The organism is Pedobacter sp. GW821-FHT01D05 (assembly GCF_059422505.1).
Window position 1 is genome coordinate 517808 of sequence record NZ_JBWKXA010000002.1, and the last position, 21015, is coordinate 538822.

The window sequence follows — 21015 nt, forward strand, 5'->3', positions numbered from 1 at the left end:
TAATCAAATAACCCTTAAAACGGTCGCTCTATTGTTACATTATTATGGATATGTTCTGCTCCGGATAAACTTGATTATCTTTGTCGTTAAAATTTATCAATGCCAGTGTCAGAATATATAGAACAATTTACTGCAGCTTTAAAAGAAAGCCTAAATACAGCAAGTTTTGTAAAGGTATCTTTAGGGAACTATAAAGGTGAAGAAGAAGCACTAAAGCAGATTCTTATCCGCAAGGTTGTGATTAAACGTGAAGATAAACTGGCCTTTACCTATCGCTATAAAACCCGCGATGTGGTAAAAAACTATGTAGTTGATGAAGCAATAGATTTGATTGGTAATTATCTGAATAAAGGTTTTAAAATCGGTACTTTGTTTACCACCGAAAAGGATCTGATTTTGGAGGAACTGAACAATGGTAAGGTTGTTTTTAGGGAAAGCAAAGCATCAAGTGCAGCAGCGCCGTCGGCCAACCATGATAAAGAAAAAGCCAGGTTGATTAAACCTGATGCGAAGTCATATTTGACAGAACTGAAAATCACCGATGCAGAAGGAAAGGTATTCAAGAATGCGCAGGATAAATTCCGCCAGATTAACCATTATATCGAAATTTTAAGTTCTTTGATTAAAGAGCTGCCAGAAGGAACCATTAAAAAGGTGGCTGATATGGGCTCTGGTAAAGGTTATCTAACTTTTGCACTCTACGATTACCTGCATTCGGTTTTAAAATTGGAAACTGAAGTTGTAGGCGTAGAATATCGCCAGGATATGGTTGATTTGTGTAATCAGGTTGCTGTTAAATCTGCTTTCGGTAGATTGAATTTTGTTCAGGGAACGATTGAGGATTATAATGCTGAGCATGTAAATTTGTTAATTGCCCTCCATGCCTGTGATACCGCTACCGATGACGCCATTTTTAAAGGAATTAAAGCCAATGCCGAACTGATTGTTGTTGCACCTTGTTGCCACAAACAGATTCGCAGGGAAATAGAGCAAAATAAAGTGAAGAATGATGTGTCGTTTTTAACTAAATATGGTATCTTTTTAGAACGCCAGGCAGAAATGGTTACCGATGGGATCCGCGCCTTGATCTTAGAATACTTCGGATATAAAACCAAAGTTTTCGAATTTATTTCGGATGCGCATACACCTAAAAATGTGCTTGTGGTTGGGGTGAAGGGCAAAGGGCTTGGCGCAGAGCGGAAGGCGGAAATTTTACAAAAAATTAAAGCCAGTAAAGAATATTTTGGAATTGGTTACCATCATTTGGAAAGATTGTTGGAGTTGTAGATTTTCTAATATGGCCGTCATGCTGAATTTATTTCAGCATCCATTATACATTATAAAAACAGATGGCGCGTTTTCGTTGGGTAAGACACTGATCAATTGTATCGATCCTCCTTGTTAACCAGACCTTGAAGCAAGTTCAGGGTTACGACCGCTTTTATTAATTTAACACTTATTCATAAATCCAAAGCAGTACCGGTTTTTTCTTGGTTTTGAGCAACGCATCAATCTTTCGCATGGTACCGTCTGACAAAACGGGACAGCCAGCACTTTGTCCGAATAAAGTATGGGGGTAAATTTCCTGGTTGGGAACTGGCGCGTAGGAATGTAAAACCACAATCCGTTTAAAAGCATTACTATTTGTTTTTTCTAAACCGTACATTTTATAATGCACATTAATCCCCCAATTGCTGTATGAGCGGCCTTTAACTTTGTATTTACCTAATGAAGTACAATAACTCCCTTCTTTATTGCTGAAAACCGGTTTTGTTGGGGTACTTCCGCCACCAACACCATGGGCACAAAGCCCCTCGATGGTGATTTCTTTTTGCTTAAAATCGTAAACAAAAATTCTGTTTTTACCTGAATGGATACTCATATCAACCATAATGGCGATTGTGGTATCCATCTTATTTTTCTTACAGAAGGCTAATGCACCCTTAATTCTGTCTGCACTTATTTTGTTATTGGCCCTGGGTTTAAAACCGAGCAGCGTAAACAAGATAAGGAGAACGGATAGCTTGTGCATATAATGTTATGGCATGTCGGTTGGTGCGACACCAACCAATAGAATGCAACTTACAGATGCAATAAAATCAGTGCTATTAAAGCTGGAATTGATTGTACGTAAAGAATTTTTTTACTTGCTGTGGCTGCACCATAAATGCCAGCGATAATAACACAGGTTAAAAAGAATACGGCCACATAAAATTTCCAGTGATGATCGGTTATGCATAACGACCAAATTAAACCTGCGGCTAAAAACCCATTGTATAATCCCTGGTTTGCTGCCAATGTTTTTGTCGGCACAAATAAATCTTTTGGGATCGTTTTAAAAACCTTTGGCGCTCTTGTGGTCCAGGCAAACATTTCTAACCAAAGGATATAGATGTGGATGAAGGCTACTAAGCCAATTACGATTTGAGCTGCTAATTGCATTATAGATTGGATTACACAGATTTAATGATTGCACCGATTAATTGTCATTTAAAGATATAAAACTTTGAGGGGATTTAGATAATCACTCCTTATCTCTGCTTGTGTTTTTATCACCCAAGCGCAAAAAAAAGCTGTTTAATAAACCCGATAATAGCGAACACGAGTGAAACGAAGTAAAGCGGTTAGCGGGACTGCTGCTTCCGAAGTACTGCTGACTGTCATTTTCAAATCATTTTAGGGAATTTACACTTTGCTTTAGTCTTTAAAGCTTTAGCCTTTCAGCTTATTCTGTCATGCTGTCAGTAAACTATTGCCTCTTTTTTTACATTTTATCAGTCTTTTACCGGTATTATCTGCCAAAACCCAATTGGCACAAGCATTGTTTAACAGGAGTAGAAATTATAATACTTTAAAAAGAGAAAATACAAATACAATGGGAAAAATTATTGGAATAGACTTAGGAACAACAAACTCTTGCGTGAGCGTAATGGAGGGCAACGAGCCTGTAGTTATCGCAAACAGTGAGGGTAAACGTACTACACCGTCTATTGTTGCTTTTGCAGAAAACGGTGAGCGTAAGGTTGGCGAGCCTGCTAAACGTCAGGCTATAACCAACCCAACAAAAACGATATATTCGATTAAACGCTTTATGGGTAACAGCTACGACGAAAGTGCGAAAGAAGCTGGACGTGTACCATATAAAGTAGTTAAAGGTGATAACAATACACCACGTGTTGAAATCGACGACAGAAAATATACTCCACAAGAGATTTCTGCGATGATTTTACAGAAAATGAAAAAAACTGCTGAAGATTTCTTGGGTCAGGAAGTAACTGAAGCGGTAATTACTGTACCAGCTTATTTTAACGATGCACAACGTCAAGCTACTAAAGAAGCTGGCGAGATTGCAGGTTTAACTGTAAAACGTATCATTAATGAGCCTACAGCAGCTGCTTTAGCTTATGGTTTGGATAAAGCACACAAAGACATGAAAATCGTTGTTTTTGACTGTGGTGGTGGTACGCATGACGTTTCTGTTTTAGAATTGGGTGATGGCGTTTTTGAAGTAAAATCTACTGATGGTGATACACACTTAGGTGGTGATGACTTTGACCACATTATTATTGATTGGTTAACGAGCGAATTCAAAGCTGAAAACAGCATGGATTTAGCTAAAGATCCAATGGCTTTACAACGTTTAAAAGAGGCTGCTGAGAAAGCTAAAATTGAGTTATCAAGCACAACTTCTACTGAAATTAACTTACCATACATTACTGCTGATGCTAGTGGCCCTAAACACTTGGTACGTACATTATCTCGTGCTAAATTTGAGCAATTGGCTGATAGTTTGATTAAACGTACAATCGATCCTTGTAAATCTGCTTTGAAAAATGCTGGTTTAAGCACAAGCGATATCGACGAAATTATCTTGGTAGGTGGTTCTACACGTATCCCTGCTATTCAGGAAGCGGTTAAAGCTTTCTTCGGTAAAGAGCCAAGTAAAGGTGTTAACCCTGATGAGGTTGTGGCAATCGGTGCTGCTATTCAAGGTGGTGTGTTAACTGGTGATGTTAAAGATGTATTGTTATTAGACGTTACGCCTTTATCATTAGGTATTGAAACGATGGGTGGTGTAATGACTAAATTAATCGAGTCTAACACAACTATCCCAACTAAAAAATCGGAAACTTTCTCAACGGCAGCTGATAACCAGCCTTCAGTAGAGATCCACATTTTACAAGGTGAGCGCCCAATGGCTGCTCAGAACCGTACAATTGGCCGTTTCATTTTAGATGGTATTCCACCAGCACCTCGTGGTGTGCCTCAGGTAGAAGTATCGTTTGATATTGATGCCAATGGTATCTTACACGTTAGTGCTAAAGATAAAGCGACCGGTAAAGAGCAAAAAATCCGTATCGAAGCATCTTCAGGTTTAACTGATGCTGAGATCAAAAAAATGAAAGAAGAAGCTGAAGCTAATGCAGCAGACGATGCTAAGCAGAAAGAAGAAGCTGATAAAATCAATGGTGCTGATGCTTTAATTTTCTCTACCGAGAAACAATTGAAAGAGTTTGGTGATAAATTATCTGCTGATAAAAAAGCACCAATCGAAGCTGGTTTAGAGAAATTAAAAGCTGCGCATTTATCACGTAACTTTGCAGATATCGATGCAGCACAAGCTGAATTGCAAGCTGCATGGAACGTAGCATCAGAAGAAATGTACAAAGCTGGTGAGCAACCTCAAGGTGGCGAACAACCACAAGCTGATGGTCAGCCTCAAGGTGGTGGCGATAACGTTACTGATGTTGATTTTGAAGAAGTAAAAGAAGACGATAAGAAATAATAGTCTTGAGTCTGATTCCTGAGCCTTAAGTCTTGGGGAGATAAAATAAAAGCGTTTCTGATTAAGTTCAGGAGCGCTTTTTTTGTGCAAAATCATCATTGCGAGAAGGCTTTTTCAGCCGACAGCCTGTCCCGACCTTTCGGAGAAGCAATCTTTTCATGCTAACCTCGCAGGTTTAAACAAGAACTTATACTTATATGTCTATGGTTGAAAACAATTAGAAAATCAAGGGTTCTGTACCTTTTCGGAAACAGCAGTCCCGCCATTCGCTTCAATCTTTTTAAAGAACAACTGTCAGGCTGAGGAACGAAGCATCTTTTCTATTGGTTACTTCGCCTCGTATTAGCGCAACTGTTTTAAAAAAGTATTTTCGCTGCTGTCGGGTTTATGGAGGAGGGTTTGTTGTTTATGGCTGGTGTTTTAGACCTCGCAGGTCTTAAAAATCTGCGAGGTTTTATAGAGGTCGTCATTTCGAGCTGACCCGATAGCTATCGGGTGTAGCGTAGCCGAGAACCACGAAGTGTTCAGCGAAGCTAAATCTATCGAGATAGATCTCTTCATTCCACTGCGTTTCAGTCGAGATGACGAGGATTTTTATTAAACTATCAATTGGTAGCAGAGTGCAACCAAGCTTTGGCCACTGAAATAAATCCGATAGCTATGGGATCAGGTTGACGAACGACAAAATCTAAATTAAATTCTGTTCAATAATATCCTGTAACTCTTTTTCGTTTATAGCAATTTCATGCAATAGTTTAAACTGATTCTTGGTACGGTCTAAATTTTGCGTGGGGTAACTAATAGGATAGTATTTATCACCGCTTAAAAAATCAGTTAGGAAGCGCAGGGCCTGCATATAAATAATATATTTTCCTGAGAATAAGATCAGCTCTTTTTCTGTTTTGGTTAAAATACTTTTCATTTCAGATAAGTAACCCTTTATTGTGGCCTCAAAGTAAGGTAAACGAATCTTCACCTTATCCAGATCGGTTTCGTTTTCAGAGAAGGCACAAAGATAAGTACGCATCATATCGCCCAGGTCGGAAATAAACTTGCCAGGCATAATGGTATCCAAATCGATTACGCAGATACCTTCGTAAGTTTTATTATCTAATAAAACATTGCTGATTTTGGTATCGTGGTGCATTACACGATCTGGAAAATCCGTTCTGTGGGAGTATGAGGTATAATAATCTAAAATATATTTATGTGCCAGCGCATCTTCAATTTGTGCTTTTGCCTCATCTTTTAAAGTTTCTTCTGCATGGCTTAGGGCCAAAGTAAACTGTTCGTACCTTAAACCTAAATCGTGGAAACCCGGGATAGTAGGCTGAAGTGTTTTTGCATCAAAATCATCTAATAATCTACTCAGTTTGCCAAATTGTTTTGCAGCTTCATATGCCTGCTTAGGATCTGCTAAAACGTCTAATGAGATGGTGTTTTGCACGAAAGGAAGCATCCGCCAATATTCATGATGAATGTGCGCCATTTCTTCACTATTTGTGGTAGAAACAGGTTTGATAAAAAGATATTCAGGGTAAGTGAAGGTGAGGTAATCGGCAATAGCCCGCAGGTTGTTGGCAATGGCCTGTGGTGATTTAAAAACCGAAGTATTTATATTTTGAAGAATGTATTTCTTCTTTTCGGATAGGGGCGAAAGCAAATAAGTACGGTTAATTAAACCCGTACCTATTTGTGTAATTTTTGTATTTTCTTTAGCGTATCCGTAGGCTTTTAAAACTTCGGAATCTAAACTTAGCTCCATAGTTTTTCTGGATATGTTCCGTTTTTAACCAATTGGTCAATACTATCCTGAACATAAGGTTTGTCTTCTTTATAGGTAACACCAAACCATTTGTTTGAGGTTGGTACTACTTTAAAGGTTGCTGTATTACTTTTTACCAGGTTTTCGCCAATTAATGGAATAAAGAATTCTGCCTTAGGTTTATCTTTGTTTGCTTCAGCAAATTCTCTGAACAATTCTTCCGTAATTTTGAAAACCGCAGGTGTAAATCCCCAGAAATTCATTGAAACAGGCGTTTCATAGGCTAATGGGAACTCTTCGCCATTTTCCTCGTAAAAAATACTGCCATCTTTAGGATAAACTTTTGTGCGTTCTACAATTTCTTCCAGATTACCAGCTGCATCTACTTTGCAAACGCCACGCGAAACAGCACCAAATTCTGATAAAGTTTTGCCAACCTCATAACCGATAATAGCATAGTTACTGTCTGTTACCTCTGTAGTTAAGAAATCGACCATCTTTTTAAAGGCATCAAAACCATAGTAATCATCAGCGTTAATTACACAAAATGGTTCTTTAATTGCGTTTCTGCCTGAAAGGATTGCATGTGCAGTACCCCAGGGTTTCTCTCTGTATATTTCTTCTTCTATGCCAAATTGTTTTAAATCGAAGTTTTGGAAAACATATTCTGTTTCTATTCTTCCTGCAAGTTTTGGTTCGAAAATGGCTTTAAATTCATTTACAAACTCTTCTTTAATAATAAATACAACTTTGCCAAAGCCAGCGTTAATTGCATCATATATTGAATAATCGATAATGGTTTCGCCATTTGGACCAAAACCATCGATTTGTTTCATACTTCCATAACGGCTTGCCATACCTGCAGCCAATATTAATAGGGTAGGTTTCATCTATTGTTATTTTATTTTGAGAATTTTATATGATTAAAATAAATTAGTTTAATCATATTGTATTCATAATGCGAAAATAGTAATGCTATTTTAATTTTAATTATAAATAACCAGGGGTTTTATTTTTATATTTTAGTTAAGTATTCAAATAACCTTTTTAAATCACTGTCTTGTTTGAAATCAATCTTTTCTTTTTTTAAATAATTATTTAGTTCTTGTTCTTTAGAAGGGAATAAAGCCAGAATTGTCTTTCTTGTTGGCGTAATTTTTGAAAAATCACCATTGCTAAGTATAAAATAGCTATCTGTCGTATTAAAAGATTTATTGATAACTGCAGAGCCGTATTGTTTACTTTCAATAATCTTTTTATTCGTTTTTTTAAATAATGAAGTCTGTCCTGAAAAGATAACTTCAAAATAAGAATCATTATTAAAATGATCTACTATCGGCAACCCATTAATGTACTTATTCGATATGTTTAATTCTGGATTTAAAAGTTCAAATGCTGTAACTGGTTCTGCAAAATGCATCAAATTGCCGTTTTCATGTTTGAAAATCAGCTTATCATCCATTACATTATATTTTAATGGCATGTTTTCATAATGTTTACCCGATTTGGTCGTTACTTTCCCTTTAAGCCAGTAATCAAATAAATAGGGAGAGCCTGTTACATCTTCGTACTTTATTTCTCTTAATTGGGTGCCCTGAACTTCTGCAAATGGAGTAAGTGCATATTGACTGTAGGAATTTAATGAAATAAGCGAGAGAACTAAAAATAGATACTTCATAGTTAAGTTATTTAAAATCCAAATAAACCACCACCAGTTTTTGAGCGAGTTTTCTTTCCTGTAAGCATGCCAAAAATACCGCGAACAATTTCTTTACCAATTTGGCGTGTTATTGTTGCACCCATTACCTGTTCAACAAGGCTCTTTTCGCCCGGTTTAGGCTTGCTTTCTTGTTCGGCCTGTTTTTGAGCTTCAGCTTCCTGTTTTTCTTGTTCTGCTGCTGCAGTTTGCTCATTAATGCGTTTAGTTAAAATATCATAAGCACTTTCAGGATCGATAGGGTCTTTATATTTAGCATACTTAGAACTGGCATGAACAAGCTGATCGAAATCTGCAGCGGTAAGTGGGCCCATTACAGCTCTTGGTGGGGTGAGCATGGTAGCAGATACCTCTGTAGGTATGCCTTTTTCATTTAATACCGTAACCAAAGCCTGTCCTGTTCCCAGTGAAGTTAATATTTTGTCGATCTCGTAGAAATCTGATTTTGGATAGGTATTAACTGTTTTTTTCAAAGCATCTACATCATTAGGTGTAAATGCCCTTAATGCATGTTGTACACGGTTACCCAATTGCCCTAAAACACTTTCAGGTACATCGGTAGGTGCCTGGGTACAGAAGAAAACACCAATTCCTTTTGAACGAATTAACCTGATAATGGTTTCAATCTGCTCTAAAAATGCTTTCGAAGAATTTTTGAACAATAAATGGGCTTCATCAAAAAAGAAAATCAGTTTTGGTTTGTCTAAATCGCCAACTTCGGGCATGGTATTAAATAACTCCGCCAGTAAGCTTAACAAAAAGGTAGAATACAGTACTGGTTGATTTTGAACATCTGCAATATTTAACAAACTTATGGTTCCTTTGCCATCAACACGCTCGAAAAGATCTTCAATGTCAAAAGATTTTTCGCCAAACATACCCGCTAATCCTTGCTGCTCAATAGCGACAATCTTTCTTAATATTGTACCGGAAGTAGCGGTAGAAATAGTGCCATAACTGCTTTTTATTTCGGCGGCTCCGGCACCTTCTGATAGATAAGAAACCAGTTTCTTTAAATCATTTAAATCGATAATAGGCATTTTGTTATCATCGGCATATTTAAAGATTACGGCCATTACGCCTGCCTGGGTATCGTTCAGGTCTAAAACTTTCGATAATAACGTGGGACCAAACTCAAGCACGGTTGCCCGCATTTGTGCACCCATTTTGCCGGAGAGCGAGTAAACCTCTATCGGAAAACCAGATGGAGAAAAGGGTTTGTTGAGCTGTTGTGCTCTTTCTTCTATTTTTGGATTAACGGAGCCTGGCTGGTTTAAACCTGATAAATCTCCTTTAACATCTAACATAAAAACAGGGACGCTGGCATCTGACAGTTGCTCTGCCAATAATTGCAGGGTACGTGTTTTACCTGTTCCGGTTGCTCCAGCAATTAAACCATGTCTATTCATCATTTTTAACGACAAATTAACCTCAGCTTCGCTGTAAACCTGACCGTCTAAAATTCCGGCGCCTAAATAAATGTACGAGCCTGAAGGGGCGTAGGATGATTTTATTTTTTCGATGAATTTTGAAGAAATATCACTCATTTTTTTAAATTAGATTGCCAATTTAAGAAAGATATCTTAAAAAGATTGTGTTTTTGTTTCCACTTTTAATGCAAAACACTGCACAAACGGTTGTTTAACGGTGTTGGTTAAGTTGCTTATAATAATTTAGTTCGTTCTGAAGTGCGGTTATTTCCTCCTGCATATTTTGCAATTGATTAAGCAGATGCGAAACAGCATGAATACCCTCTAAGTTGATTTCCAGGTCGTGTGCTAGACGAAGATACTGCTCCAGTTTGGTCAACTCATCAACAGGCAAAAAGTGCGATTGCTTTTTAACCGTGGTGTGGATCAGGCCAAAATCTTCAAGCGATTGGATAAAGTTGATCTCAACGTGGTGGTAAGCACAGATGTCTTCTACAGGTATTAGATTGGTTCCCATAATGGTTAGAATTTGGAAAGTTTTTCGAATAGTTCTTTTTGTTCGACATTTAGATTGGTAGGTAATTTTACCTGCCATTTGATATATAAATCGCCAAACTGATTATCTTTTTTATAAAGAGGAAACCCTTTTCCTTTTAAACGTAGTGTAGCATCGGGCTGTGTCCCCTCAGGCACTTTAAGTTTGACCTTGCCGTTTAAGCTTTCTACAATTTTTTCGCCACCTAAAATGGCGGTGTATAGGTCTATTTCTTCCTGGATGTAGATGTCGTTTCCTTTTCGTTTAAATTTTGGATGATCTGTAATGTTGAATTTAATGTATAAATCTCCCGGGGGACCATTGTTAACACCTGGTGCACCGTAACCTGCTAGTTTAATTTTCTGCCCATTTTCTACTCCCGCCGGAATGGTAATGCGTACTTGTTTACCATTTACGGTTAAGGTTTGTTTATGCGTGGTATAAGCATCGAGTAGATTCAGTTGCAAATCGGCATTATAATCCTGACCTTTAAAAGGGGAATTTCTACTGCTTCTGCCTCCGCCACCGCCAAACATCGAAGAAAAGAAATCAGAAAAATCTTCGCCTCCAAAACCTCCTGAATAGCTATTACCGCCATATCCACCACTTTGCGACTGGTATTGCCTTTGCTGCTGTTGCTGCGCATCTAACTGATCGGCATGTTGCCAATCTTTACCATACTTGTCATATTTCTTACGCTTTTCCGGATCACTTAAAACTTCGTTTGCCTCATTAATTTGCTGAAATTTTTTATTGGCTTCCTCATTGTTGGGGTTAAGATCGGGATGGTGCTTTCGGGCTAATTTTCTATAAGCTTTTTTAATATCCTCAGTCGTTGCGTCTTTTTTTAAATCGAGGATTTTATAATAGTCTATGTAGTCCATAATGGCTTTAACAAATAAATAACAGTAATGTTCAATTTTATTGTATAAATGTAGGTTTTATAATGGTATATTTCAATGGGAATTGTCTTAACCACTTAGGTAGGATAGTTTGAGATACTTCGCCATTAAGAAATTAAGAACATTAAGATTTTCGGCAATTATCTTAACTGGCTTTATGTGCTGTCAGATGTTACCATCTGACTGATCAATAGACTTATAATAAACATAATTATCAGAAAGACAGAAACTGAGTGATTGAACTAATATTTATTGTATAGTATCAGATAGAAATATCTGACACCACGAAAAGGAAACATCCTTAAACAAAAAAAGTGCCCCATATAGAGGCACTTTAATCGATAAAGGTAGAGAGAGATTTATTTTTTGTTTTTTACATATTTTTCTAACCATTGGTCTTGCTCCCAAAGCATATGCAACAAGTTTTCTTTGCCGCGATAGCTATGTGCTTCATAAGGTAAAAATACAAAACGGGTAGTACCACCGGCACCTTTAATGGCATTGAACAAACGTTCGCTATTAATAGGGAAGGTGCCTGGGTTATCGTCAGAATCACCATGGATTAACAATATCGGAGTTTTAATCTTATCTGCATAACTGAACGGGCTCATTTCGTAATACAACTGAGGTACCTGCCAATAGGTGCGTTCTTCGTTTTGGAAGCCAAAGGGTGTAAGTGTACGGTTATAAGCGCCGCTGCGGGCAATACCTGCAGCAAAAAGATTAGTATGAGCCAATAGGTTTGCGGTCATAAATGCACCGTAACTATGTCCTCCAACGGCCATCCGTTTTTTATCGCCAACGCCTAAGTCGGCCAGTTTATTAATGGCTGCCTCCGCATTGAGCTGTAACTGATCTACAAAAGTATCGTTAGGTTTTTTACCGTCTTTGGCTACGATTGGCATTTCTGCGTTATCGAGGACTGCATAACCACGGGTTACCCAGAAAATAGGAGAGGCCCAGCTAATTGTAGTAAATTTATCTTTCGAACCACGAATCTGTGCGGCATCGGCTGCAGAGTTAAACTCGCGTGGGTAAGCCCAAATTAATGAAGGTAATGGCCCGTCTTTGTCTTTGTTGTAACCTTTAGGTAAATACAGGTCGCCTGTTAAATCTACACCATCGGCACGTTTGTAAGAAATTTTCTGTTTGGTAATGCCTTCTAAAGAAGGATATGGATTAGTGAAATTAGTAATCGGTTGATCGGCGATGCGAAGCATCAGGTTTTTAATAAAGTAGTTAGGTACTAATTTCTGACTCTCTTTACGGGTAAGCAAAACCAGTTTATCAGGATTTATTACATCACTTACATATTCGAAGGTTCCTTCGGCGCTGCGCCAGATAATCTCATTCTTTTTAGTGGTTAAGTCGAATTTGGCTAAGAAAGGTAAGTCTCCTTTTTCTGATGAACCTACTATATTGTTCATTAACAGTTTAGTGCCATTATCAACTGTTTTAATTACCTGCCGGCCATATTTGTTTTTCGTAGTAACCGGAGAACCTGGGTTGCCGTAAGCATCTGTTTGGTTGCGGCTGTATAGTTCTTCTACTTCGCCTGTTGTAGGGTTATAACGGCTCACTTTATTGGTTTGTTTGCTACGTAAACCTTCCATAATCAGGGCAAGGTTAGCATCACCCCATTGTACGCCACGATAGCGGGTCTGTGTTTTAAATAATTCTTTTTCTGTGCCTGTAAAAGGTGCGCTTAGCGCATAAACCGCATCATGAAAGGGAACATCTTTTTTAATTAAACCACTATCCAATGGCTTACTCCAAACCAGTGTAGCAGGTTCATCATCTCTCCAATCGAAACCACGTGGTACATTTTGCGTATTGTCATAACCAGATGGCGTACCCTCTGATGAAGGTAGTTCAGCAACAACCTTAATGGTTTTACCGGTTAAATCAGTAATGGTTACGGTTGATGGAAAACCATTGGCAGTAACCAAATAAGAAAAAGGTTTGCGTATGGTTTCGATCATCATGTAATTTTTATCAGGCGATAAACTTGTAGAACCGTAAATAGCTGGTTTACCAATGGCTGTTTCTACACCTGCTGTATTTTTTACCAATTGTGAAGTTGCAAAAAACTCGAACAGTTGTTCGTCAAAAGGTGATTTAATCAGATCCTGAAAAGTGGCGCTTGGTGCAGCTTTCCCTAAATTTTGTTGAATGGTTGGCCCCTTGGGCATCAACGGTTTTGTAGGTGCAGCGCTTGCAGGTTTAGTTACCGTGCGGTAGATAATGGTATTATCGTTTAACCACGTAAGGCCACTACCTAAAACCACATTTAAAAAAGCCTTATTGGTTTTGACTGCTTTTTTTGTAGCAAGATCAATAATATAAAGATCTACTCCTTTTTGAGTGGTATGGGTAAAGGCAATTTTATTTTCTGATGGGTTCCAGCTAATGTTGCTGGCGTATAATGGAGTTGGTAATCCTGAAACCTGAAACGTTTGGTTGGATTTGATGTTTTTTAAGCTGAAATTGTTGATGTAGGTCTGCCTGCTGGGGGAGTAATTATTTGGGTTTAACCGTAAGCCTGCAATTCTGTATTCGGGTAAAGCCAGTTCTTCTACTGAAGGATACGAGTTTCGCTCGCTAAACAAGATCCATTCTGCTTTGCCATCAATACTTACACCAGGTGTTGGTTTGGCAAGTAATAAATCGGCAATTTCTTTTGGGGGTGTTTGGTAGCTTACTGCATCTTGTGCAACCGAATTAAGCGAAACACAAGTGCCCGCTATTAATAAATAGAGGTGTAGTTTTTTTATCATTTCCAGTTTTTTGTTCGAAATAAGGAATGATCAAATATTGTAAAATTTAAATTATTATCGCGTAACTTCTTATTTACATCACGAAGGGATGATTTTCTGTCATTCTGAAGGTACTGAATAATCTTTTTAATAAACGAACTTTTTAATGTCTTTAAGTTCTCGATATTATTGTTTTAACCATTGAGGAGTTAAGAGAAATTAAGATTATGCGGCAATCTTTTAGCCGCAAGAATAGATGCATATGAAGTGGTAATAAGATGCTTTGCTGTACTTGGGAGGATAGCCTATATCTTATGTTGATTTCTGTGCATTTGTGGCAAATGAAAAACGCTCATACTACAGTAGCCCAGTTCCATCATATGTTTTACATCTTCTATTAAGGATACAAGCTGCTTGTGTGGGCTACAGCGTTGATAATCATTTCTTTTAAAACTTCGATATGGATATCACTCATTTTTTTTACGTAGATACAGGCTTTGGATGTTTTATGTTTACCGAATTTGGAAAGCAATTCTTCACGATCTTTAAATTGAGAAGATAGATATAAAACTATGGCATCTTTTCTTGGAGAAAAACCAACCAATGGTGCATCGCCTTCACGGCCGCTTTCATATTTGTAATGGTAACTTCCAAAACCAACAATGGCATTTCCCCACATTTTAGCTTTAAAACCTGTGGTTAAACTTAAGATATCCGACAGGTTAAAACAATCGGCTCTTTTATTTTCATCGGGAATGGTATTTAAGAAGTCTGGAACGCTTAAATCGTTTTCGGTAGTTTTATTCTGTGCCATGTCTTTTTTATGATGAATATAAGGATTTGATCAAATAATTTCAATTTCTGCGGTTATTGTATTTAAAGTAATACGTTATTTCTTAAGAAGAGTAGGCTTAAAAATCATTCATTTTGAGCGTATTTCACAGTATTTCGCTAATGCAGTTTGACATATGTCAAAAAATCAACACCTTTTATACAACCTTATACACTTATTCTTACATTTGAATTGTCAATCGTCCCCGATAACTGATTTAATTATTTTTTTCATTTTTTTAAAAATTAATTATCTCAATGACAACACAACAACAAAAACAAGGAGAAATTCTTGAACGCTTAGTGCGCAGAGATCGCATGGGCATCAGTGAGCTTTCGAGGAAACTTAATGTAAGCCGCAGAACAATTTACAACTGGTTTGGTCAAGACAGAATTGGGCACGAAGTAATTTGGCAGGTAGGCAAGTTATTAGGTCAGGATCTTTCTTCGGCATTTCCGGAAGCTTTCCCTAAGTACAATGCCGAATCCATCAATCAAACGGCAGATCCGGGTAAACAAATCGGTTCGGATAATAATTCTGTGTATTTCTGGATGAATAAATATATTCATCTGCTGGAAAAGTACAACGACCTGTTAATTACAGAAGAGCAGCAAGAGTTAGAGCCAATTGATAAGGAATTCCCCCTTAGAAATAAAAGATCTGATACATTTTTATATCAATAAAACTAAGTTTTTTGCCAATAGAAATAAGCTAAGTCATCCCGTTAGATTTTTCTTTTTATTTACATCTTACCGCTGGTCATCTCATTTTCCTATCTTCAACATTGTAATATTTTTAGGTATTAACATCAAGAGCTTTTTAAATTTCTAATTTGGTAATATCAATTTTAGAAATGAGCGTATGAGGACTACTTATCTGATTAGGTACTTTTTTATCACCAATAGCTTTATTCTTTGCTTTTTAGTTATTTCTTGTGCTGTTAAAGCACAGCAAAAATTAAATGTGGCAATAGCAGGGCTAACTCACGATCATGTTTATCTTATCATGAACAGTTACCAAAAAGCTGAAGTGAACATTATTGGCATTGCCGAAAGTAATCCTGAGCTGGTTAAAAGGTTTAAAAACCGCTATAAAATTCCCGATAGCCTATTTTATAAGAACCTTCCTGATTTATTAAAGAAAAAGAAACCTGATGTTGTTTTGGCATACAATGCCATAAGCGAGCATTTGGCTGTAGTAGAAGCTGCCGCTCCCCTCGGCATATCGGTAATGGTAGAAAAACCGTTGGCGATAACAGTTAAACAGGCAGAAAGAATGGCTGCACTAGCTGCACAGTATAAGGTACACGTACTCACCAATTACGAAACTACCTGGTATGCGAGTAATCAGGAGCTTTATAAGTATGTAAAGGAAACGAATACCATTGGTGCCTTGCGAAAAATAATTGTGCACGACGGCCATCAGGGACCAAAAGAAATTGGGGTAAGTGCTGAATTTTTAAGCTGGTTAACTGATCCAAATCAGAACGGGGCAGGCGCATTGGTAGATTTTGGCTGTTATGGTGCCAATTTAATGACCTGGTTAATGGATGGACAAGCCCCAATCTCGGTTAGCGCAGTTACCCATCAGATTAAAAAAGATGTTTATCCGAATGTTGATGACGATGCAACAATTTTATTGGAGTACCCATCAGCTACAGGAATTATCGAAGCATCATGGAATTGGCCCTTTAGCATAAAAGATATGGAAGTATTTGGTGTAAATGGATACATGCAGGCCGTTAATGATAAAACGTTAAGACTAAAGAATAATGGGAAGGACGACTATAAAATTTACCAGGCTAAGACATTGAAGCCAATTTATTCAAACCACTTAAGTTATCTATCTGCAGTTTTAAAAGGAGAAATTAATCCTGCAAATGATTTATCCTCGCTGCCGAATAATTTAATTGTGGTCAAAATTTTAGCGGCTGCGAAAAAATCAGCTCAAACAGGTAAAAAGGTGATTTTAAAATAGCTACTACATAATAAAAATAGCCACCTGTGTGATGGCTATTGGTAAGAAGAATGGTGCCTTCTCTATGGTGTGCCTGCCCTCCGCGGATCTCCCGCTCACAGGACTTTTTTATCTTTCCTTTATGCTTAACAATTTAGGCAATAGTTGGTTTTGATCCGCAAAATAATTTTGAACATCGTGTGGAAAATGTTAATATCTCTACAGAATCGTGTATGATATTTACATAACGGGACAAAATACCACTATATGTAAAGTAGGTTTACGTAATTTTTTTATATAAAACATTTTACGGTGTATGGTGTTTGTGATTTGACTGCTCAGGAGCTTCTTAGTTATCCTTGTGTACAAGTTATCAAGCACTAAATCATGACCGAATTAAATAACGAACTTTTTTGTAATCTGGGGGATCGTTCTGCTGACGGGTATTTTATTTTCGATTACACGGCGCAAAATTTTTCATACCTCAATAAATCGATAAGTAAAATTTGGGAACTTGGCATTGATGAAATTATGGCCAAGCCACAGTTACTTTTTAAGCGGGTACACCCTGAAGATTTGGCACATGTAAAGTCCTGTTACAAGGAATGCCTTGAAGATGGTACAGAGAAAAAATATGAATTCCGTTTACTATTTGTTGATAGAGAAAAGTATGTGCGGGTAACTGTGTTTGCTGTTGCCGATGGGGAAGTAAAGCGTTTAGTGGGTACAGTAGAAGATACCACGATAATGCGCCATAATAAAATCCATATTGAACAAATAAACGCCAGAAAAAATATCACCTTGGAAGTATTGGCGCACGATTTAAAAGAACCGCTGGCCATGATGAAATTAACTGCCTCATCTATGAAAAAAGGTGTTGCCCAAACAGGCGATGAGCAGATGATAAACTCGTTAGCGTTTATTCATGATATGTGTGAGCGTAACCTGCTTTTGGTACGGAGTATGATTAACCGGGAGTTTTTAAAATCATCGATAATAGAAATTGGCAAGGAGCGTGCCGATTTAGTCTGGGAACTTAGAGATGTGGTTCGTTTTTACAAACGATCAAAACTAGGCAAAATGAAGAATATTAAATTCACAAGTTCTGCCGAACAGATTTATCTGCACTTGGATAGTATGAAATTTATGCAGGTAATCAATAATCTAATCTCAAATTCAATAAAATTTACTGCCGATCACGGAAATATCACTTTACATGCCGAGGAACATGAAAGTACTGTTTTAATTACTGTAGCCGATAATGGGGTTGGGATTCCAGATGCCTTGCAGGCTGGGCTTTTTGATCATTTGCCCGAAACTTTAAGGCCAGGTTTAAAAGGCGAAGAATCGGGAGGATTTGGTATGGGCATAATCAAAGCAATTGTTGAGCTGCACCAAGGAAAAATCTGGTTTAAAAGCAAAATTGGTATCGGAACTACCTTCTATATTGAGCTGCCTAAGTAGCCTTTTTTAATTTTAAAACAGCGTAAGTTATATTTGAGTTATGATTAACATTATTCTTGCGGATGATCACCATATTATCCGAACCTCACTTAAAGCACTTATAGAAAAACACGAAGGCATCAAGGTTGTTGCAGAAGTATCAGACGGTTTAGCGGTTTTGGATCTTTTGGAAAAGGGAATAAAAGCTGATATCATTTTATCAGATATTGTAATGCCCAGGCTCGATGGAATAGCTTTAGCCAGTACCATTAGGGAGCGGGGATATGATATAAAAGTTGTTGTTTTGTCTATTTTAGATGATGAAAAGTATGCGTCAAATGCCTTTACATCAGGCGCTTTTGCTTACTTGTCAAAAGATATCGAAGAAGATGAATTGCTGTTTTGCTTAAAGCATGTAATGAAGGGAAAACGGTATCTTTCCTCTAATTTATGCATCTCCATTTTAGAGCGTTTTAATACCCAGTTAAACATGCTTTCGCAAAAAATGAATACTGAAATCAACTTTTCTGAACGCGAAATTAATGTATTAAAACTCATTGCAGATGGGTTGACCAACCAAGAGATAGCAGACAAATTGTACCTAAGCAGGCGGACAGTAGAGAGCCAAAGAGAAGCTTTGATCAGTAAAACCGGCACAAAAAACTCTGCTTCTTTAGTTCGTTTTGCTATGCGAAATGGTTATGTAGCTTAGTATTTTTTGATCGTTTTAGGGCATTTTTTCAACGTTTTAAATAAACCGTAAAAAATCGGGTATTTCTACAAATAACATTGCAAGGTACTATTTGTTGAATATTTACATCATACCTAAAACGAATCATGGAAACATTAAATTTCAATTGTGACATATATCAATACAGACAGCCACTTTTTGATCGTGCATTAGCCTATACGCGTGATGAAGACGATGCAGCTGATTTAGTTCAAGACACCTTTATGAAGGCATTTAGGTTTTCGGCTAAGTTTGAAATGGGAAGTAACGTGCGCGCCTGGCTTTTTACAATTCTAAAAAACACCTTTCTTAATCACTATTATAAGGTAAAACGGAAAAATGAAATGATCCAGCAGGAAGAGGATTTAACTTCCATCCAACTGGTTCCAAGCGCATCATCTAACGGTGGTACGGCAAAGTTTATGATGGAGGACATCCAAAAATCATTAAATGCCTTGCCAGAAGATTGTCGTTTTTGTTTTTGCCGTTATTTTGAAGGTTATAAATATCATGAAATTGCTGCTGAGCTCGATATCCCTTTGGGTACTGTTAAAACCAAAATACATGTGGCAAGAGGACTTCTTAAAAAGATGCTTAAAAATTATAAATCTGGTTTGGCTGCCTAATTTTCTCCTCATTTATTCGGTAAATTCAGGTATAAATACGTCATGTGGGCTAATTAACTTAAATTAGATTTGTTGCATATGAGCAACATGCTAGTTAAGAAAATCTTCATAGTTGATGATGATGAGAACATCCACGACATTATAAATTTAATTTTTGAGGAAGAGCATTACCTGGTTAAAGGCGTTTTAAGCGCCGATGATCTGGAAGATGCAATCGCTGATTTTCTGCCAGATGTTATTTTATTGGATATCCGTATTGGTAAACATGATGGTCGGGATATTTGCAATAAATTAAAACACAATCGTAAAACAGCTCATTTGCCCATTATATTGCTTTCGGCTGTAAACATGGATAATTTAGGCTGCTCACCAAGTGCCATCATTGAAAAACCTTTTGATATTATGGATCTCCAACAGAAAGTGAAAACATTGTTGGATAAAAACTAAAGATCATTTGAGCAAAAAAGGGATAGACTAAACAGCCTATCCCTATATCTAAACTCAAACATGCGCTCAAACATGAATGAATCTCCAAAATTAAACATTTTAGTTTATTATTAGTTTTAAAAAGCGGTGTAAATAGTTAAAGATTACATATTAGAAGGATTGTTGAGCCACTCTTAATTTTAAGATCTGAAATACTTAGTTTCATTTTTGAGTTTTATTGCGGAGATTTATAAAATGAAATTATCATGATTTTCCAAAATTATACTCTGATCAATCATGATTGCTTCATCACCATTAAAACATATTGATACAGATGAAAATAGCAACTTATAATGTAAACGGAATAAATGGGCGCTTACCTGTTCTTTTACGTTGGCTGGAAGAAACCCAACCCGATGTAGTTTGTTTACAGGAACTAAAGGCACCGCAAGAAAAGTTTCCCGAGCAGGCTATTAAAGATGTTGGTTATAATGCCATTTGGCATGGTCAAAAAAGTTGGAATGGCGTTGCTATACTGGCTCGAAACCTGGAAATAAAAGAGCTAAAACGAAATTTGGATGGCGATCCTGAAGATTTGCACAGCCGGTACATCGAAGCGATGGTGAATAATGTTATAATTGGTTGTCTTTACCTTCCGAACGGAAATCCGGCGCCAGGACCAAAATTCGAATATAAGTTACGATGGTTTGAACGTTTTACAGCCCACGCGGCAAAACTGTTAGAATATAACTTGCCAGTAGTTTTATGTGGTGATTATAATGTAATACCTACGGAGCTGGATGCTTATAAACCAGAACGTTGGGTTGAAGATGCTTTATTCCGTCCCGAAACCCGGTTGGCATTTCAAAATTTAATGGCGCAAGGCTGGACAGATGCGATCAGAAAATTATACCCTACAGAAACGATATATACCTTTTGGGATTATTTCAGGAATGCATATGGTAGAGATGCGGGATTAAGAATTGATCATTTTTTACTAAGTCCTCAGGTTAGTGATCGCTTAAAATCTGCGGGAGTAGACAAACAAGTGAGGGGCTGGGAAAAAACAAGCGATCACGGTCCGGTATGGATTGAACTAAACGAGGCTTAA

General features: G+C 37.3%; 19 protein-coding genes. 9 read left to right on the top strand and 10 right to left on the bottom strand.

Annotated elements, in window-relative coordinates:
• Positions 1-99 precede the first annotated feature (99 nt).
• Entirely contained in the window at positions 100-1287 is a 1188-nt protein-coding gene (locus AC07VK_RS10380) for a class I SAM-dependent methyltransferase (RefSeq protein WP_493053013.1), read from the top strand.
• Positions 1288-1456: 169 nt separating this feature from the next.
• On the opposite strand, the gene AC07VK_RS10385 is transcribed toward AC07VK_RS10380, so the two are convergent.
• Both AC07VK_RS10385 and AC07VK_RS10390 read right to left on the bottom strand, forming a co-directional pair.
• Positions 1457-2032, bottom strand: a complete 576-nt coding sequence (locus tag AC07VK_RS10385) for a murein L,D-transpeptidase catalytic domain-containing protein (protein WP_492960250.1) — start codon at positions 2030-2032, stop codon at positions 1457-1459.
• A 50-nt stretch (positions 2033-2082) separates the two neighbouring features.
• Positions 2083-2442 (bottom strand): DUF1304 domain-containing protein, encoded by a 360-nt coding sequence (locus tag AC07VK_RS10390; protein ID WP_492954061.1) that lies wholly within the window; start codon positions 2440-2442, stop codon positions 2083-2085.
• Between the two features lie 433 nt (positions 2443-2875).
• On the opposite strand from AC07VK_RS10390, the gene dnaK reads away from it, so the two are divergent.
• Positions 2876-4786 (top strand): molecular chaperone DnaK, encoded by a 1911-nt coding sequence (dnaK, locus tag AC07VK_RS10395; RefSeq protein WP_057932249.1) that lies wholly within the window; start codon positions 2876-2878, stop codon positions 4784-4786.
• 688 nt (positions 4787-5474) lie between these two features.
• Here the strand turns inward: dnaK and AC07VK_RS10400 are convergent.
• From AC07VK_RS10400 to AC07VK_RS10435, 8 genes are all read right to left on the bottom strand, one after another.
• The gene (locus AC07VK_RS10400; protein ID WP_492960252.1) at positions 5475-6551 is read right to left on the bottom strand and encodes a phosphotransferase enzyme family protein; all 1077 of its coding nucleotides are present in this window, start codon (positions 6549-6551) and stop codon (positions 5475-5477) included.
• Positions 6542-7441: a nucleotidyltransferase family protein gene (locus AC07VK_RS10405; RefSeq protein WP_492960254.1), complete on the bottom strand. Its 900-nt coding sequence runs from the start codon at positions 7439-7441 to the stop codon at positions 6542-6544. The genes AC07VK_RS10400 and AC07VK_RS10405 overlap by 10 nt, the downstream gene beginning before the upstream one ends.
• Before the next feature lie 125 nt (positions 7442-7566).
• Positions 7567-8229, bottom strand: a complete 663-nt coding sequence (locus tag AC07VK_RS10410; RefSeq protein ID WP_492954058.1) for a hypothetical protein — start codon at positions 8227-8229, stop codon at positions 7567-7569.
• An 11-nt stretch (positions 8230-8240) separates the two neighbouring features.
• Positions 8241-9815, bottom strand: a complete 1575-nt coding sequence (locus tag AC07VK_RS10415; protein ID WP_492954057.1) for a helicase HerA-like domain-containing protein — start codon at positions 9813-9815, stop codon at positions 8241-8243.
• Between the two features lie 94 nt (positions 9816-9909).
• Positions 9910-10215 carry a chaperone modulator CbpM gene (locus AC07VK_RS10420; protein WP_492954056.1) on the bottom strand — a complete coding sequence of 102 codons (306 nt, stop codon included), beginning with the start codon at positions 10213-10215 and terminating at the stop codon, positions 9910-9912.
• A 5-nt stretch (positions 10216-10220) separates the two neighbouring features.
• On the bottom strand, positions 10221-11117 hold the full coding sequence (locus AC07VK_RS10425) for a DnaJ C-terminal domain-containing protein (RefSeq protein WP_492954055.1): 897 nt from the start codon (positions 11115-11117) through the stop codon (positions 10221-10223).
• 377 nt (positions 11118-11494) lie between these two features.
• Positions 11495-13912, bottom strand: coding sequence for an alpha/beta hydrolase family protein (locus tag AC07VK_RS10430; RefSeq protein WP_492960255.1), 2418 nt, complete (start codon positions 13910-13912; stop codon positions 11495-11497).
• Between the two features lie 376 nt (positions 13913-14288).
• Positions 14289-14705, bottom strand: coding sequence for a DUF1801 domain-containing protein (locus AC07VK_RS10435; protein ID WP_492960257.1), 417 nt, complete (start codon positions 14703-14705; stop codon positions 14289-14291).
• Positions 14706-14980: 275 nt separating this feature from the next.
• On the opposite strand from AC07VK_RS10435, the gene AC07VK_RS10440 reads away from it, so the two are divergent.
• The 7 genes from AC07VK_RS10440 (at position 14981) to xth (ending at position 21015) form a co-directional block, all read left to right on the top strand.
• A complete protein-coding gene (locus AC07VK_RS10440) occupies positions 14981-15406 on the top strand; it encodes a helix-turn-helix domain-containing protein (protein ID WP_492954052.1) in 426 nt (141 codons plus the stop codon).
• Positions 15407-15584: 178 nt separating this feature from the next.
• Complete coding sequence (locus AC07VK_RS10445) at positions 15585-16700, top strand: Gfo/Idh/MocA family protein (protein ID WP_492960259.1); 1116 nt, start codon at positions 15585-15587, stop codon at positions 16698-16700.
• Positions 16701-17066: 366 nt separating this feature from the next.
• Positions 17067-18143, top strand: a complete 1077-nt coding sequence (locus AC07VK_RS10450) for a PAS domain-containing sensor histidine kinase (protein ID WP_492960260.1) — start codon at positions 17067-17069, stop codon at positions 18141-18143.
• A gap of 40 nt (positions 18144-18183) precedes the next feature.
• Positions 18184-18834, top strand: coding sequence for a response regulator (locus tag AC07VK_RS10455; RefSeq protein ID WP_492954049.1), 651 nt, complete (start codon positions 18184-18186; stop codon positions 18832-18834).
• A gap of 125 nt (positions 18835-18959) precedes the next feature.
• Positions 18960-19478 (top strand): RNA polymerase sigma factor, encoded by a 519-nt coding sequence (locus AC07VK_RS10460; protein WP_492954048.1) that lies wholly within the window; start codon positions 18960-18962, stop codon positions 19476-19478.
• A 78-nt stretch (positions 19479-19556) separates the two neighbouring features.
• Positions 19557-19925 (top strand): response regulator, encoded by a 369-nt coding sequence (locus tag AC07VK_RS10465; RefSeq protein WP_492960263.1) that lies wholly within the window; start codon positions 19557-19559, stop codon positions 19923-19925.
• 313 nt (positions 19926-20238) lie between these two features.
• Entirely contained in the window at positions 20239-21015 is a 777-nt protein-coding gene (gene xth, locus AC07VK_RS10470) for an exodeoxyribonuclease III (RefSeq protein ID WP_492954046.1), read from the top strand.

What these genes read in the sequence shown, in the direction of transcription:
- AC07VK_RS10465 (WP_492960263.1), top strand. Translation starts at nt 19,557, where the DNA reads ATGAGCAACATGCTAGTTAAGAAAATCTTCATAGTTGATGATGATGAG.
- AC07VK_RS10455 (WP_492954049.1), top strand. Translation starts at nt 18,184, where the DNA reads ATGATTAACATTATTCTTGCGGATGATCACCATATTATCCGAACCTCA.
- AC07VK_RS10410 (WP_492954058.1), bottom strand. Translation starts at nt 8,229, where the DNA reads ATGAAGTATCTATTTTTAGTTCTCTCGCTTATTTCATTAAATTCCTAC.
- AC07VK_RS10430 (WP_492960255.1), bottom strand. Translation starts at nt 13,912, where the DNA reads ATGATAAAAAAACTACACCTCTATTTATTAATAGCGGGCACTTGTGTT.
- AC07VK_RS10440 (WP_492954052.1), top strand. Translation starts at nt 14,981, where the DNA reads ATGACAACACAACAACAAAAACAAGGAGAAATTCTTGAACGCTTAGTG.
- AC07VK_RS10450 (WP_492960260.1), top strand. Translation starts at nt 17,067, where the DNA reads ATGACCGAATTAAATAACGAACTTTTTTGTAATCTGGGGGATCGTTCT.
- AC07VK_RS10385 (WP_492960250.1), bottom strand. Translation starts at nt 2,032, where the DNA reads ATGCACAAGCTATCCGTTCTCCTTATCTTGTTTACGCTGCTCGGTTTT.
- AC07VK_RS10415 (WP_492954057.1), bottom strand. Translation starts at nt 9,815, where the DNA reads ATGAGTGATATTTCTTCAAAATTCATCGAAAAAATAAAATCATCCTAC.
- AC07VK_RS10460 (WP_492954048.1), top strand. Translation starts at nt 18,960, where the DNA reads ATGGAAACATTAAATTTCAATTGTGACATATATCAATACAGACAGCCA.
- AC07VK_RS10400 (WP_492960252.1), bottom strand. Translation starts at nt 6,551, where the DNA reads ATGGAGCTAAGTTTAGATTCCGAAGTTTTAAAAGCCTACGGATACGCT.
- AC07VK_RS10425 (WP_492954055.1), bottom strand. Translation starts at nt 11,117, where the DNA reads ATGGACTACATAGACTATTATAAAATCCTCGATTTAAAAAAAGACGCA.
- AC07VK_RS10420 (WP_492954056.1), bottom strand. Translation starts at nt 10,215, where the DNA reads ATGGGAACCAATCTAATACCTGTAGAAGACATCTGTGCTTACCACCAC.
- AC07VK_RS10405 (WP_492960254.1), bottom strand. Translation starts at nt 7,441, where the DNA reads ATGAAACCTACCCTATTAATATTGGCTGCAGGTATGGCAAGCCGTTAT.
- AC07VK_RS10390 (WP_492954061.1), bottom strand. Translation starts at nt 2,442, where the DNA reads ATGCAATTAGCAGCTCAAATCGTAATTGGCTTAGTAGCCTTCATCCAC.
- AC07VK_RS10435 (WP_492960257.1), bottom strand. Translation starts at nt 14,705, where the DNA reads ATGGCACAGAATAAAACTACCGAAAACGATTTAAGCGTTCCAGACTTC.
- AC07VK_RS10380 (WP_493053013.1), top strand. Translation starts at nt 100, where the DNA reads ATGCCAGTGTCAGAATATATAGAACAATTTACTGCAGCTTTAAAAGAA.
- xth (WP_492954046.1), top strand. Translation starts at nt 20,239, where the DNA reads ATGAAAATAGCAACTTATAATGTAAACGGAATAAATGGGCGCTTACCT.
- dnaK (WP_057932249.1), top strand. Translation starts at nt 2,876, where the DNA reads ATGGGAAAAATTATTGGAATAGACTTAGGAACAACAAACTCTTGCGTG.
- AC07VK_RS10445 (WP_492960259.1), top strand. Translation starts at nt 15,585, where the DNA reads ATGAGGACTACTTATCTGATTAGGTACTTTTTTATCACCAATAGCTTT.